Genomic DNA, 13,415 nt, shown 5'->3' with positions numbered 1-13,415 from the left:
GCCTCCGCGGGAGTACCAACGGGCACAGGTCGTCATTCGTCCCGCCTAACGGGCGTCCACCTCGGTCGGGCCCGCTGGAGCTGCGGTCCGCCTGCCCGCGCAGCAGTCTCCGGCCCCTGCCTTGTGACTGCTGCCGCATGCAGAGGTGCTGCGGGCCATCGCCTCCGGGTCGGGCTGAGGTTCCATGCCGTGCGTGGCCGGCTCAGAGAACGGGGGTGAAGCGGTCCCAGGCGCGGTGCGTCCCGAGCAGACGGGTCACGTGCTGCACCACGGAGGAGGCGGTCTCGCCCACCACCACACCCGCAGAGCCCTCGAACAGACCGGCTGTCTCAAGGACCGAGGACCCTCCGCCCCATGCTCCGATGGCCTTGCCGTGGCGGTATGCCTCGGTGACCATCAGCAGCAGGCGGGGGTCGGTGGCGGTGGCCACGGCGGTGTCGTCGTCGACCTTGGCGTCGCGGGCGCCATAGGAGTCAGCACCCAGAGTCGGAGCACCCGCCAGCAGAATCGCGTCGAACTCGGTGGACCGGGCGGTGGCGAAGGTGCGCTGCACGGTGACCGGGTCGCCGTCCTGGTCCAGCACGCCGCCCGCCGAGGCGATGACCAGCGGCACCATGGCGGCGCCGAGAACCATGCGGCGCACTTCGCGTACGCTCTCCAGGTCGTCCGTGGCGGCGGTGACGTTGCCGATGATCCGGCCGTCGACCGGCCATTCCGCGCCGAGTTGGGAGAGCGCGGGGCTCGGCTCGACCTCCGTCGGTGGGAGGCTCGCCTCGGGGGCCGGAAGGCCCAGGCCGGCGGCCACCTGTACGCACAGGTCGGGGTCGATGTTGGCGAGTACCTTCAGCGCCCGTTCCTTGATGGCTGTCTCCCAGCACTTGCCGCGTTCGAAGGTGTAGGCGGCGACGATGTGTTCGCGTTCCGTGGGCGACATGCTGAGCCAGAACAGCCTCGGCTGGCTGAAGTGGTCGTCGAAGGAGGCGGCGGCGTCCCGTACCTTGCGGGCGGCGGGAACGTCGGCGGGCACCTCGATGTAGGCCGCGGTGTCCGCGCCGGCGAGGAACGGTCAGCCGCTGTCGAGGGAGTTGGGCCGGTCCCCACTCCGCTCCGCGGGCGGCCACCGCCGCTACTCCCGCTACCAACTGCGCATCGCCGCCCGCGCCCGGGAACTCGTCGATCGGGGCACCCCCATTGAGGCCGCCTGCCGGATCGTCATCCTCGAAGACCAGCTTGAGGAAGCTCAGCGCATCAACGCCGAATATCGCCGCGCCGCCGAATCAGCGAGCCCACCCGCAGCAGAATGAGATGAGCGTGCCCGTCAGCGTCGGCGGGCATCGCACCCACGGTCTCGGTGTGCAGCGTGATCTTTTCCTGTGGTGACGCGGTGTGTGGGCGTGTAGCGTCTGCGTCAGCTGCCGTGGTTCGGAATTCCCTCTGAGCTTGTTCCGCTTTGACGGACACGTCCTGGCCTGCGCCGTGTACTCGGTCACCGCCTGGCTGCTGTTCGCAACGAGCGCCGTCTACCACCGCGGCACCTGGGGACCGCTCGGCGAGGCTCTTCTGCGACATCTCGACCACGCCAACATCTTCCTGATCATCGCCGGCACCTGCACCCCCCTGGCCGTGCTCCTTCTCCGGCCGGAACAGCGGTCCATGCTGCTGTGGATCGTATGGACCGGAGCATTGGCCGGCATCGCGTTCCGGGTCCTGTGGGTCGGAGCCCCGCGGTGGCTGTACACCCCCTGTTACCTGGCCCTGGGGTGGGCGCCGGTGCGCTACCTGCCCGACTTCCTGCACACCGGCGGAGCAGCCGTAGTAGTCCTGATCGTTGGCGGCGGTCTCCTCTACAGCGCGGGCGCGGTCGTCTACGCCCTCCAGCGGCCCGACCCCTCACCCCGCTGGTTCGGCTACCACGAGGTCTTCCACACCCTGACCGTGGCAGCCTTCACCGCGCACTACATCGCCATCTCCCTGGCCACCTACTGATCGCGACAGCGTCCGGGCTTGCGACCGACGCAGAGGGCGAACTGCTCGCAAAGGACAAGAGGGGGTCTTCGCACACCACGAGCCGGCCTACCGAACGGGCGCGGCGACGACTATTCTCTCGGCCCCCACTGATGCTGCCTCCAACTTGCCCCACCACTCGGAGGATGGGTGGCGAAGGGCTAGTTCTACCTGCTCGTCATCGGTGTGGTGGTCCTAGGCGCTGTCTTCGTCCCCCTGGTCGGTCCGCCCAAGGGCCCGCAGAAGCGGGGACCGGCGAAGGCCCGAGTCATCGTCCGGGAGTAATCTGCTTCGTCCGCGACGGGGCGGAGGCGTCGGTGAGGTCGGCACCGGTGGCGGCGTCCCGCCGGAAGAGGCCGACGCCGTGCCAGTCCAGGCACATGACGGTCGCGTCGTCCTGCAGGTGGCCGTGGTTGACGTCGACGATCGCCCCGATGAGGGCCCGGGCGGCCTCGCGGGGAGCGCGCGGGTGCGCACGACCAGATCGGACAGATCGAGGCGGTTGGCGTTGCGCTCCAGCATGCCGTCGGTCAGCATCACCAGCCGGTCGCCCGGCCGCAGGTCCAGCGACTGGACCCGGTAGGTGTGAGGGGCGGGGAAGCCGAACGGCATATCGATCTGCGGAGCGATCTCCCGCACCTGCCCGTTCCGCATCCGCAATGGCCACGGATGCCCGGCGTTGACGAACTCGGTCCTGCCGTCGACCAGACTGATGCGCAGGAGCTGGCCGGTGACATAGCTCTGGCGGCCGTGCTCGCGCATGGCCTGGTCGGCCTGACGGGCCTGTTCGGCGAGGTCGGCACCGGCCCGCCGGGCCCGGCGCAACGCGCCCACCAGGAGGGTTGCCAGCTGGCGTCGGTGACAGAGAGCTGGACCGTGTCCCGGTTGATCACGTAGTCGAAGGTGTCTCCCCCGACGTGGTCGGCCGGCTCCAGCGCCCCGGCCACCGCGAACTGCGCTGCCTCACACGCCAGTGAGGCCGGGAGCAGCCGGTGCTGGATCTCCGCGGCCAGGCTCAGTGGGGTGGTACGGCGGCCCCACTGGTAGACGTCGGTGTAGGACCGGTTCGCAATGACGATGTACGCCAGTGCGTGCGCGGCCTCGCCGATCTCCCGCATCACCTCCGCATCCGGCGCCACGGGCAGGAACAGTTCGAGGAGCCCGATGGCGTCCCCGCGATTGGTCACAGGGGCGACGATCCGCACCACCGTGCTGTCGCCCGTGTCCTCCAGGCTCAGCCGCTGGGTGCGGATCACGTCCTCGTACACGGTGTCCCGCAGCGTGATGCGCCGGGCCGGTTCATCGGTCTCGACGCTCCCCGCCGCCCCCAGTCGCACGACCGACTCGCCGGTGAAGTCGGTGATCAGGAAGGACACCGACGCCGCCCCGAGACGCTCCTTGAGCATGCGCGCGACCACGTCGAGCGACTCCACGGGCGCCGCGGCCTCCGCCGCCTCCAGCGTCCCCGCCAAGGCCATGGCCCTGCCCCGGCCATCGACGTTCTCCGAAGTTTGAGTGGTCGGCCCACCGTCCCCGTCAGGCCCGCAAACGCTCAGGGTGACTCCTCGCCGCTCGCTGGTGCTCAGGATTCCGTCCCAGGTACGCGAGGGGTTCGCGCGAAGCGCCGGGGCCGGGCCAGAAGCTGTTGCACGACAAAGCCCGTGCAGAGTACCTCTGTCGTCGCAGAGTCCGTTCCCCTCACGGCCTGCTTGGTGGATCTGGTCGATGAGGTGGTGCTGTGTGCCGTCGTCGGGCCAACGCGGTCGCCTCGGTCATGCCCGGTGGCCTCGTCGCGGGTGAAGGCGGCGGGCAGGTGCGAGGTCCTGCACCCTCGCTTGGCGTGGACACGACCCTCCGGACCTTTCCGGGACGGTTCTCAAGGTGGAACACTCCCCTTTGAATCGCGGGCTTTCGCGCCTTTGGTCCTTGGGACGTGTTCCTGATGGCTCGTCATGTGTCGTGCGTTGCCGCCCCGGCCTCCTGGGGTGGGCCGCTGACTTCCGGGTCCGGTCTCGATGGCCGCCGGGCCGCGCGCGGTACCGGGGACCGTGCTGCCGGGTGGTGGCTCAGGCGTCGATGATGACGGGGATGATGAGGGGCTTGCGGCGGTAGGTGCGGAAGGCCCAGTTCGCCACGGCGCGGGCGAGGAGTTGTTCGAGTTGGCGCGCGTCCCCGACGCCTTCCTCGGCCGCAGCGGCCAGGGTCTTCTCGATGACCGGGATGACCGGCTCGAAGGTGGCGTCGTCGTGCACGAAGCCGCGGGCCAGGAAGTCGGGGGCCTCGGCGAGGGCGCCGGTGTCCGCGTCGACGATCGCCACCACCGTGACCACGCCTTCCTCTGCGAGGGTGAGGCGGTCCTTGAGGGACGCTTCGGTGGCGCCCCCGACCTCCATGCCGTCGACGTAGACGTTGCCGGCGGGGACCTTGCCGGTGATGGACGCGCGTCCGTCGACGAGGTCGACGACGACGCCGTCCTCGGCGATGACGACCCGGTCCGGGTCGACGCCGGTACGGATGGCGAGGTCGCCGTTGGCCCGCAGGTGGCGCCATTCGCCGTGGACGGGCATGACGTTGCGGGGTTTGACGATGTTGTAGCAGTAGACGAGTTCGCCGGCGCTGGCGTGCCCGGAGACATGCACCTTGGCGTTGCCCTTGTGGACCACGTGGGCGCCCCACCGGGTGAGTCCGTTGATCACCCGGTAGATGGCGTTCTCGTTGCCGGGGATGAGGGAGCTGGCGAGCAGGACGGTGTCGCCCTTGCCGATGCGGATCATGTGGTCGCGGTTGGCCATCCGTGACAGCGCGGCCATCGGTTCGCCCTGGGAGCCGGTGCACACCAGAGTGATCTTGTGGTCCGGGAGCTTCTCCAGCTCCTTCGTACTCACGACCAGACCGGAGGGGACCTTCAGATAACCAAGGTCACGGGCGATGCCCATGTTGCGCACCATCGATCGGCCGACGAAGGCGACCTTGCGGCCGTGCTGGTGGGCGGCGTCCAGGACCTGCTGGATGCGGTGCACGTGGCTGGCGAAGCTGGAGACGATGACCCGGCGCGGGGCGGTGCGCATCACCTGCTCGATCGCCGGGTTGAGCTCTCGCTCGGAGGTGGTGAAGCCGGGGACCTCGGCATTGGTGGAGTCGGTGAGGAACAGGTCCACACCCTCCTCGCCGAGGCGGGCGAAGGCGCGCAGATCGGTGATGCGGTCGTCGAGAGGGAACTGGTCCATCTTGAAGTCGCCGGTGTGCAGCACCATCCCGGCGCCGGTACGGATCGCGACGGCGAGGCTGTCGGGGATGGAGTGGTTGACCGCCACGAACTCGCAGTCGAAGGGTCCGAAGCCGCGCCGGTCGCCCTCCCGCGCCCGCACCGTGCGCGGCCGGATGCCGTGTTCCTTGAGCTTGGCCTCCAGGAACGCCAGCGTCAGCTTGGAGCCGACGACGGGAATGTCGGAGCGCTCGCGCAGCAGGTACGGCATGCCGCCGATGTGGTCCTCGTGGCCATGGGTGAGGACCACGGCCACGATGTCGTCCAGCCGGTCCCGGATCGAGGTGAAGTCCGGCAGGATGACGTCCACGCCGGGCTGGGTCTCCTCGGGGAACAGCACGCCGCAGTCGACGATGAGCAGTTTGCCGGCGTGCTCGAAGACGGTCATGTTGCGGCCGATCTCACCCAGGCCGCCCAAGGCGACGATCCGCAGCCCTCCTTCGGGAAGGGGAGGGGCGGCTTTCAGTTCGGGGTGCGGATGACTCATACCTTGACGTTACCCGGCGAGCGGGACGGGGTGATCCATTGCCTGTGTGATCTCTCCTTCCCGACGGAGCGGGGCGCCCGCAGCGGCTGCCGGGACGACCTGCGGCGGCGGGTGAGACGGCGAGGCCCCTGCCGGGGCACATCGTGACGGGACCTCGGTGCGACATACTTTCCCGATGAGTTCACGCACTTCCCCGATCAGCCGGCCGATCACGATACGGAGGGCCGTCGCGCGGGATGCCAAACGGCTCACGCGGCTCGTGCGTGGCTCAGGCGCCTACGAAGGTAAGTACGCGTCGGCAGTCGCGGGCTACCGGGTCGGTCCTGATTACATCGAGGCCCACCGCGCCTTTGTGGCCGTCGGCGCCGACGAACATGGAGGCCGGGTCCTCGGGTTCTACTCGCTCGTCCTCGCTCCACCGGAGCTCGACCTGCTGTTCGTCGCTGACGAAGCGCAAGGACGGGGTATTGGACGACTGCTCGTGGCGCACATGCAGTCCGAGGCCCGTGCCGCCGGGCTCGACCGCGTCAGGGTCGTGTCGCATGTTCCCGCTGCGGACTTCTACCACCGCGTCGGTGCGGTGCGGACCGGGACCGCGTTCGCGAACCCGCCCGCGGTGCCATGGGACCGTCCCGAATTCGAGTTTCGCATTCCTGCGGGATGACGCGTTGTGCCGGTTCGCAGCACACCGGCCTCGCCTGCATGGCTGCCAGAGCTCGGTGCGCGGCCGCGGAGCGTCCTGACGACACTGCCGGAGACGGCGCCGCGGGCCTGGTGCCGCAGAGGAGGTCGGGCCTTCCCCCGTGAAGGTGGGCGCGCGGTTATTGATCATGCGGCGAGCGTGAGTTCAGCGGTGTGGTGTCAGTGTTGTCGCCGGCCGCGATCGCCGCGCACCTGTACGTGTCCTTACGCACCCTGCGGCGGGCCTTCGCGAGTCCGGACGAGTCGTTCAGCGCCTACCTCCGCCGTCGACGCCTGGAGGAAGCGGCCGAAGCGCTCACCGCCCCCGGATCGCGGCTCAGCATCTCCGAGGCCGCCGCACTCTGGCGTTTCACCGACAGCAGCCACTTCATCCGCACTTTCAAAAAGCGACACCATGCGACACCAGCGTAATTCGCACGCCGCCTGACGTGACGACTCAGCCGGCCGCCGCGCGGAGCAGCGCCGGGAAGGCCGCGATGCCATCCACCACGTGCTCCGGTGTGACCACGCGGTTACACCGACATCTACCTCACCGCAATCGGCATCGTTCTGACCGTCATCTACCTGGCCGGACTCGTCTTCCGGCCCCACCGGCAGTACGCGCGGATGGGCATCGACCCCATCACCGCCGCCAATCGTCTACCTGATTGGCATTGCCGGACTGGCCACCATCGCGACCTGAACAAGCACACAGCCCTTCCTGGCAGGCCCGGTGCTTCGCAGCAGCACGCGTCCGCCGGCGGTCCGGCCCGGCTACGCTCCCCGCCCGGCTCGTGAACTCAGGGTCGTGGCGACTCGGAGCCTGCCCGAAGCTGCTGCCAGCAGCGATGTACGTGCTGCTCGGCCTGGTCCACGACGTAGCGGGAGGCTTCATCCGCAGGATGGTTTTCAGCGGGAATGCCATGCTGTGGCCCTGGTGCTGCCGCGCGCTGCGGCCTTGCCGGCGGCTGGCGGCCCAGCGGCCGGCCAGGACGAGGGAAGTGACCGTCGCGGCGGCCAGGGCGGGTAGCGCGTGGGAGACAGACGAGGCTCGACATCTTTCCGTGCAGGGGGAGAGGGCATGGGGGGATGCCGGTATCCGCGTACCGGCACCCCTCCAGGTTGGTTCAGCCGGGCCAGGTGCCGGTCAGACGACGGGTGGCGGCGGCCCCGCCGCGGTCAACGGCGGCCTTGACTCCAGCGAAGATGGCGCCCTGCAGGACGGCGGCGAGCAGGACCTCGCTCCAGGTACGGTCCTCGTCGGTGGCGTCGGGCGCGTCGTCATCGTGGCCGAGCATCTTCCACGCCTGCTTGAACGCCGCTCCGGCGACCACGCCGCTGACGGCACCCAAAGCCAGACCCACCGGCTTGTAAGCGATCTTCGAGGCTTTCACACCGCTCACCCCTTGCGACGGCGGCAGACCATCCACACCACGACGGCCACGCTGGCGGCCAGCAGCAGGCCGCGCTTGTCGCGGGCCATCTGTGCACCCTGGGTGGTCTTCTGCTGTACGGATTCGGGGGCCTTGTCGTGCCACAGCTGACCGGCCCGGGCGGCCTTCGCGCGGGCCTGCTCGGCAGCCTGGGCAGCCTTGTCCTTCACTGGGTCGGGCAGCTTGTCCTGGGCCTGATGTGCCAGGCCGACGGCCTTGGCTTTCAGCTCGCCGGCCTTGACCGTGGCCTGTTCCTTGGCCGCCGTGGCCTTCTCCTGGGCGCGTGCCTTGACGTCCGTCTTGGCCGCGAGGGCCTCGACCGTCCGGCCGAGCTCCTCGCGAGTGTGCTCGACCTGCTCGCGCAGCTCATCGGGGCTGTCGGCGGTGGGCTCGTCGTGGGGCGGCTGGGTCATCGGTGTGCGCTCTCCTTGATCTCGGCCACATCGGCCTTCACGTTCTCGACCGTCTGCCGTGGTGTCGGCGGCGCGGCCTGGTCGACCTGCTTCTTCCCGCTCATGGCCATCACCGCGGCGATCACACCCAGAACCGCTGTGATGATCAGTGCTGCGGCCCACACCGGCAGCACGAGCGCCAGCGCGGCGATCACCGTCGCCACCAGAGCCTGCAACATGAGGAAGCCGACCACGCCGGCTCCGCCGAACAGGCCACCGCCCTTGCCGTAGAGCTTGCCCTTCTCCTTCATCTCCGCCTGCGCCAGGCGCATTTCACCGCGCACCAGCTCCGTCAACTGCTGCGACGCCCTCTGCACCAGCTCGCCCACCGGCTCCTGGCCGGCGGGGTTCGGGCTGTGGTCGCTCCCGGACGAGTACGGCTGCGTGCTCGACACGGCGGTCACCTCCCGTCCATCTCGTTCCTGCGGGCCGGGCAGTCCGCCCCCTTCACTGCGCCGCGAGTACCCCGAACGCCCCCGTTCAAGGCAGGTGGCTTGGCAGGGACGGGACGCCTGTCAGCGGCAGCGTCGCGGAGGCGCACGACGCGCTCACCATCACCATCGAGGTGTCTTCTCACCCTGGGATCCACATTCCTTCGCTACGCCCTGACTGCCGCAAGGCAGGTTCGAGCGGGCCGCCGCACGCCGCGATGCAGACGACAGACGACTTGCCATATGCCGCGATGGTGGTCCTCGGCACCTTCGGTGTCGACGCCCTCGTTGCATACCTGGACGCTCTGTCTCCTCGCCGGTGGGTTCTTCGGTCGACATCCGCACCCACTCCGCCGGAGCCGCCTCGGTCTCCACCACCGGACGCTCGTCGTGGAGGTGACCTCGTCCTCGCTGATGGCGGGCCCGACCGTGGCAATCCTGGCGCCGGTGACCGGTCCCGGGCTATGGCCAGTGGCGCAGGAAGAGAGCCGGGGCACGGCGGGCGAGCCAGGTGCTGACAAGGCCAAGGGCGGCGCCGACGGCGACGTCGCTGGGGTAGTGGGCGCCCGACTGCACCCGCTCAAGGGCCACCAGCGCGGCCGGCACGGCGCACAGCGCGCCCACGGTCGGCCAGACGGGGGCGACGGCGGCGGTGAAGGCGACAGCCGCCGCGGTGTGCCCGGAGGGGAACGAGGAAGAGTGGGGGCGATCCGCGACCTCGTCGTGCGGGATCCACTCCGCGGGCGGCCTGGGGCGGTCGGCGAGCGGCTTGCACAGCGCGTTCGACGCCAGCTGCGCCACTACCAGGGCCCCCAGCCCGGCGGCCGCGGCCTTGCGGCCCCGCCACCCGCCCCACTACGCCATGGCGGCCGCGGCCCCGCACCACAGTTTCGTGCTCTCTGCGGACTCCTCCACCCCCGACAGCACCTTGGCCACGCCCGGCGGAATGCGGGAAGCCGCCCGCCGTGTCAGAACCCGATCAGCCCTATGCAAGCCCGTCAGCAACCTCATGAACTGCGGTTGTCCCCAAACCCTGCTCGGTAAGCAGCCCGACTGTCGGATCAGTCCGCCACCCGCTGCGCGACGGTCATGATTCGTCCAGCCGGCGCAGGTCCTCCTCATCCCACTTCCGTGTGTCGCGCGGCTCGGTGTAGGGCTCCTTGTGCGGCGGCAGACCGCCGGCGACCGCCCGCTGCCGTACGGTCTCGGCGTCGAACTCCAGGCCCAGCAGGATCGCCAGGTTGCTGATCCACAGCCAGACCAGGAAGACGATGACACCGGCCATGGTGCCGTAGGTCTTGTTGTACGAGGCGAAGTTGGCGACGTAGAACGCGAAGGCGGCTGAGGCGATCAGCCAGATGACCAGGGCGAGGAAGCTGCCCGGGGTGATCCACCTGAACCCCTTCACCCTGGCGTTCGGGGTGGCCCAGTACAAAAGCGCGATCATGATCGTGACCAGGACCACCAGGACGGGCCACTTGGCGATCGACCACACCGTCAGCGCGGTGTCACCGATCCCGAGCGCGGTGCCGGCCTCGCGGGCCAGAGCGCCGGTGAAGACGACGATCAGGGCGCTGACGACGGCGAGTATCAGCAGGACGACCGTCAGCCCGACCCGCACCGGAAGGATCTTCCACACCGGGCGGCCTTCCGGCATGTCGTAGACCCGGTTGGCCGCGCGGATGAACGCCGCGACGTATCCGGAGGCCGACCACACCGCCAGGACGATGCCGACGATCGCCATGATCGACCCGATGCCGGCGTTGTTCTGCAGCTGAGAGACGGCCCCGGTGATGATGTCGCGGGCGGCGCCCGGAGTGAACTGCTTGAAATTGTTCAGCACCGAGTCCGTGGTGGACTTACCGGTGAGACCGAGCAGCGACACCAGGACCAGCAGGGCCGGGAACAGCGACAGCAGACCGTAGTACGTCAGGGCCGCGGCACGGTCGGTCAGCTCGTCGTCCTTGAACTCCCGCAGGCTGCCCTTCAGCACCGCCCCCCAGGCCGTCTTCGGCAGCTGCGTCGGTGTGTCCGGCGCGCGCCGCTCCACCGCGGGGCCAGGCCCTACCTCGTCGGGCGGCGGGGGCTTGCGTTCCGGTGCCTCGTCGCCGCCGTGGTGCTCTTTCCGCCCTGGAAGATGCAGCTTCATGCCGGCCGAGTACCCGGGGACCCCCACTCCATCAGGAGGTTGACGCAGCTGTCCACGGACGTCCCCGCTGGGCTTCTCCGCGTAGCGGTCTCGCCGTCGGAGAGCGTCAGCGCGCCTGGCGCAAGCGCGTCGTTGTGGGTGGCCGATTTCCTCGCGCACCTTGGTCCTGGCCGGTCATTCGCCGTCTCGGTCAACTTCAGACGGGCGAGGGCAGCGCGCAGTTCGGTCAGGACGGTCTCCGGCAGGGCGCCGCCCTGGGCGTGTTTGACGATCTGCTCGGCGATCGAGGACAGCTTGGCGTTGGTGTGCTGCGATACCTCGCGCAAGACGCTGAATCCGTCATACGGACTGATCGTGCCCATGAGGACAAGGACGCCGATGGCCTGATCGACAACCGCGTGCGAGGTGACCGCCCGCTGCAGCTGCTCCTTCTCCGCCCGCAGCTGCTCGACTTCCTGGACGAGGTCCTCGATGCGGGCAGACGCGCCGGAGTCCTGCCCGGAAAGTGTGGAGGAGGCCATGCCTATCACCAGATCCGTCAGCGGAAGGGTGGACAATACCGGAGAGCTCGACGGGGGCTGGCTTCCGAACCCCACGCTGGGGCGGGTAACCCAGATCGCGAACTGCGATGCGGCAGCGTCACGCTGCCTCGCTGTGCCGCGCGCTCTGTCCAGCCGGACTGCGCTCGGCGGCTGACGGGTCGACGTCGGGGACCAGTCGCAGGTGACGTCCCCGGGCGTGGCGGGCCGCCGGCGCCCTGGCCGACAACCGGTCCTCGACGCGGTCCATGGCGTACAGCAGTACACCCAGGGCGGGCAGCAGCAAGACGGCAACAACGATCACGGCCCCGTTCCCTCCTGGTGGGTGACATCCGGCCGGGTTCCCGCCGAGGCTCGGCCGGCAGCCGAACCACGTGAGGGTCTGGTGATGATCCGGTGCAGACGGTGTTCGGCTGATGGGTCTGTCCGCTGTCGGCGCATGGAACGCGGCGGCGGAAGCATGTGAGAAGGCATGGAGTGTGCGATCTACCGAGAACAGACGGGCGAGTGCGAAAAGATCGACGGCCGGCAGGAAGACGGAGGGTGTCAGGGCATCCTCGACCGCTTGGCGGTGCTGAAGCCGGACGAGTTCGCCTGGATCCGGATGGACGACCCCGGTGAGGACGGGCTGCAGCGGGTCGGCGAGTATCTGAAGCTGCATCCTCTGGCGATCGAGGACGCCGTCCAGGCACACCAGCGGCCGAAGCAAGAACGCTACGGTGACGTGCTGGCGGTCGCCGTGAAGACGCTGTGGTTCGTCGAGGAGACCGCCGATGTGGAAACCGGCGAGGTGATGATCTTCCTCGGCTCGTCCTTCGCGCTGACTGTCCGGCACGGCGCCGCCGATCCGGCTGCGGAGGCGGCCCGGCGGCTGGGAGACGTCCCGCAGATGGCGCGGCTCGGACCGGTCAGTGTCCTGCACGCGGTGACCGACGTGATCGTGGACGCCTACGCAGAGGCAGCGGCCCAGGTCCGCGCGGACCTCACCGACCTGGAACGGTGCGTGTTCTCACCCGTCCGCGATGACCTGACGGAGCAGATCTACGCGCTCAAGCGGGAGGTGGTGGAGTTCCGCGACGCCGTTCAGCCTCTGGTCCCCGTCGTGCAGCACTTCACCGCGCCCCATGACGACTGGCCGCAGCGGATGGTGCCCTACTTCCGCGACGTCACCGACCATCTCACCCGCACCGACACCGAAGTCCGCGCCCTTGACGACCTGCTCGGCTCCGTCCTCGACGCCCACCTGGCGAAGGTGGGCACCTGGCAGAACGACGACATGCGCCGCATCAGCGCCTGGGCCGCCATCCTGGCCATCCCCACCATGGTGGCCGGCATCTACGGCATGAACTTCGCCCACATGCCCGAGCTGGACTGGCGCTACGGCTATCCGTGCGCGCTGGCCGCGATGGCCCTCGGCGCGGGACTGCTGTACCGGGCATTCCGCCGCAACGGCTGGCTCTGACACCCCGACCGCCCCTGCCTCGGCTCGTCGGCGGCCCGCCGCCCCGACGAAGCCGGGAAAGCGTTGCTCGTAGCGACTGAAGGAGGGCACGTGCCCGGAGGGCCCACTACCGACACGTCAGGAGTGCAGGCCGGAGAACGTATACCCGGGCTCTCGTCGGCAGTGCCGGCGCGGGGCAGGGCCCGCCACAGGTCCACCCCGGCGATGTGAGATCTCGTGACAGATGAGAGGCTCAGGCGGGTGAGTGAGACACCGACGAACGCCCTGCAATACCGCTTTGACGAGCCGGAAGGCGCCCCGGTCCTGATCCTTAGTCCCTCACTGGGTACCACATGGCACAGGTTGTAGAGACCGTCCACGGGCGTCCAATTGATCCAGGGTGAGCGCGTAAGTCCAGGTCAAAGCCCTGCCATGTGAGTGCGTCCGCAGGGTTGGTGACCCGCCCGTGATCGCTTGTGATCGCTCGTGACAGGTGAGGACCCCCGTCGGATCGCTCCGGCGGGGGTCCTGCG

General features: G+C 69.2%; 12 protein-coding genes and 4 pseudogenes. 6 read left to right on the top strand and 10 right to left on the bottom strand.

Annotated features, from left to right (window positions below; all coding sequences use genetic code 11):
- Positions 1–202: 202 nt before the first annotated feature.
- Positions 203–1,093 (bottom strand): annotated as a pseudogene (locus ACGFZQ_RS34360) (catalase-related domain-containing protein); the annotation flags it as partial.
- Between the two features lies 1 nt (position 1,094).
- On the opposite strand from ACGFZQ_RS34360, the pseudogene ACGFZQ_RS34355 reads away from it, so the two are divergent.
- Together ACGFZQ_RS34355 and ACGFZQ_RS34350 are read left to right on the top strand one after the other, a co-directional pair.
- Positions 1,095–1,304: pseudogene (locus tag ACGFZQ_RS34355) on the top strand (MerR family transcriptional regulator); the annotation flags it as partial.
- Positions 1,305–1,434: 130 nt separating this feature from the next.
- Positions 1,435–1,986 (top strand): hemolysin III family protein, encoded by a 552-nt coding sequence (locus ACGFZQ_RS34350; RefSeq protein ID WP_393843665.1) that lies wholly within the window; start codon positions 1,435–1,437, stop codon positions 1,984–1,986.
- Between the two features lie 286 nt (positions 1,987–2,272).
- Here the strand turns inward: ACGFZQ_RS34350 and ACGFZQ_RS34345 are convergent.
- Positions 2,273–3,482: pseudogene (locus tag ACGFZQ_RS34345) on the bottom strand (PP2C family protein-serine/threonine phosphatase).
- 588 nt (positions 3,483–4,070) lie between these two features.
- Positions 4,071–5,756 carry a ribonuclease J gene (locus ACGFZQ_RS34340; protein WP_393843615.1) on the bottom strand — a complete coding sequence of 562 codons (1,686 nt, stop codon included), beginning with the start codon at positions 5,754–5,756 and terminating at the stop codon, positions 4,071–4,073.
- Positions 5,757–5,931: 175 nt separating this feature from the next.
- On the opposite strand from ACGFZQ_RS34340, the gene ACGFZQ_RS34335 reads away from it, so the two are divergent.
- Both ACGFZQ_RS34335 and ACGFZQ_RS34330 read left to right on the top strand, forming a co-directional pair.
- Entirely contained in the window at positions 5,932–6,420 is a 489-nt protein-coding gene (locus tag ACGFZQ_RS34335) for a GNAT family N-acetyltransferase (RefSeq protein ID WP_393843614.1), read from the top strand.
- A gap of 191 nt (positions 6,421–6,611) precedes the next feature.
- Positions 6,612–6,869 carry a helix-turn-helix domain-containing protein gene (locus ACGFZQ_RS34330; protein WP_393843613.1) on the top strand — a complete coding sequence of 86 codons (258 nt, stop codon included), beginning with the start codon at positions 6,612–6,614 and terminating at the stop codon, positions 6,867–6,869.
- Positions 6,870–7,564: 695 nt separating this feature from the next.
- Here the strand turns inward: ACGFZQ_RS34330 and ACGFZQ_RS34325 are convergent.
- From ACGFZQ_RS34325 to ACGFZQ_RS34295, 7 genes are all read right to left on the bottom strand, one after another.
- Positions 7,565–7,831 carry a DUF4235 domain-containing protein gene (locus ACGFZQ_RS34325; protein WP_393843612.1) on the bottom strand — a complete coding sequence of 89 codons (267 nt, stop codon included), beginning with the start codon at positions 7,829–7,831 and terminating at the stop codon, positions 7,565–7,567.
- Between the two features lie 5 nt (positions 7,832–7,836).
- Positions 7,837–8,283, bottom strand: a complete 447-nt coding sequence (locus tag ACGFZQ_RS34320) for a DUF3618 domain-containing protein (RefSeq protein ID WP_393843611.1) — start codon at positions 8,281–8,283, stop codon at positions 7,837–7,839.
- Complete coding sequence (locus ACGFZQ_RS34315) at positions 8,280–8,726, bottom strand: phage holin family protein (RefSeq protein WP_393843610.1); 447 nt, start codon at positions 8,724–8,726, stop codon at positions 8,280–8,282. Before ACGFZQ_RS34315 ends, ACGFZQ_RS34320 begins: the two co-directional genes overlap by 4 nt.
- Positions 8,727–9,215: 489 nt before the next feature.
- A complete protein-coding gene (locus ACGFZQ_RS34310) occupies positions 9,216–9,560 on the bottom strand; it encodes a phosphatase PAP2 family protein (RefSeq protein WP_393843664.1) in 345 nt (114 codons plus the stop codon).
- Between the two features lie 280 nt (positions 9,561–9,840).
- The gene (locus ACGFZQ_RS34305) at positions 9,841–10,902 is read right to left on the bottom strand and encodes a YihY/virulence factor BrkB family protein (RefSeq protein ID WP_393843609.1); all 1,062 of its coding nucleotides are present in this window, start codon (positions 10,900–10,902) and stop codon (positions 9,841–9,843) included.
- A complete protein-coding gene (locus tag ACGFZQ_RS34300; RefSeq protein ID WP_393843608.1) occupies positions 10,899–11,423 on the bottom strand; it encodes an ANTAR domain-containing protein in 525 nt (174 codons plus the stop codon). The genes ACGFZQ_RS34305 and ACGFZQ_RS34300 overlap by 4 nt, the downstream gene beginning before the upstream one ends.
- A 118-nt stretch (positions 11,424–11,541) precedes the next feature.
- Positions 11,542–11,745 (bottom strand): hypothetical protein, encoded by a 204-nt coding sequence (locus tag ACGFZQ_RS34295; protein WP_393843607.1) that lies wholly within the window; start codon positions 11,743–11,745, stop codon positions 11,542–11,544.
- Between the two features lie 267 nt (positions 11,746–12,012).
- Here ACGFZQ_RS34295 and ACGFZQ_RS34290 point away from each other — a divergent pair, with 267 nt between their 5' ends.
- Both ACGFZQ_RS34290 and ACGFZQ_RS34285 read left to right on the top strand, forming a co-directional pair.
- The gene (locus tag ACGFZQ_RS34290; RefSeq protein ID WP_393843663.1) at positions 12,013–12,903 is read left to right on the top strand and encodes a magnesium and cobalt transport protein CorA; all 891 of its coding nucleotides are present in this window, start codon (positions 12,013–12,015) and stop codon (positions 12,901–12,903) included.
- A 240-nt stretch (positions 12,904–13,143) separates the two neighbouring features.
- A pseudogene (locus ACGFZQ_RS34285) lies at positions 13,144–13,242 on the top strand (3-oxoadipate enol-lactone hydrolase); the annotation flags it as partial.
- Between the last annotated feature and the right edge of the window lie 173 nt (positions 13,243–13,415).

Origin of the sequence: Streptomyces sp. NPDC048254, assembly GCF_043201895.1 — a bacterium.
Classification (GTDB): Bacteria; Actinomycetota; Actinomycetes; order Streptomycetales; family Streptomycetaceae; genus Streptomyces.
Note: the sequence above shows the minus strand (reverse complement) of the source record. Positions and strands in the feature narration are given on the sequence as shown.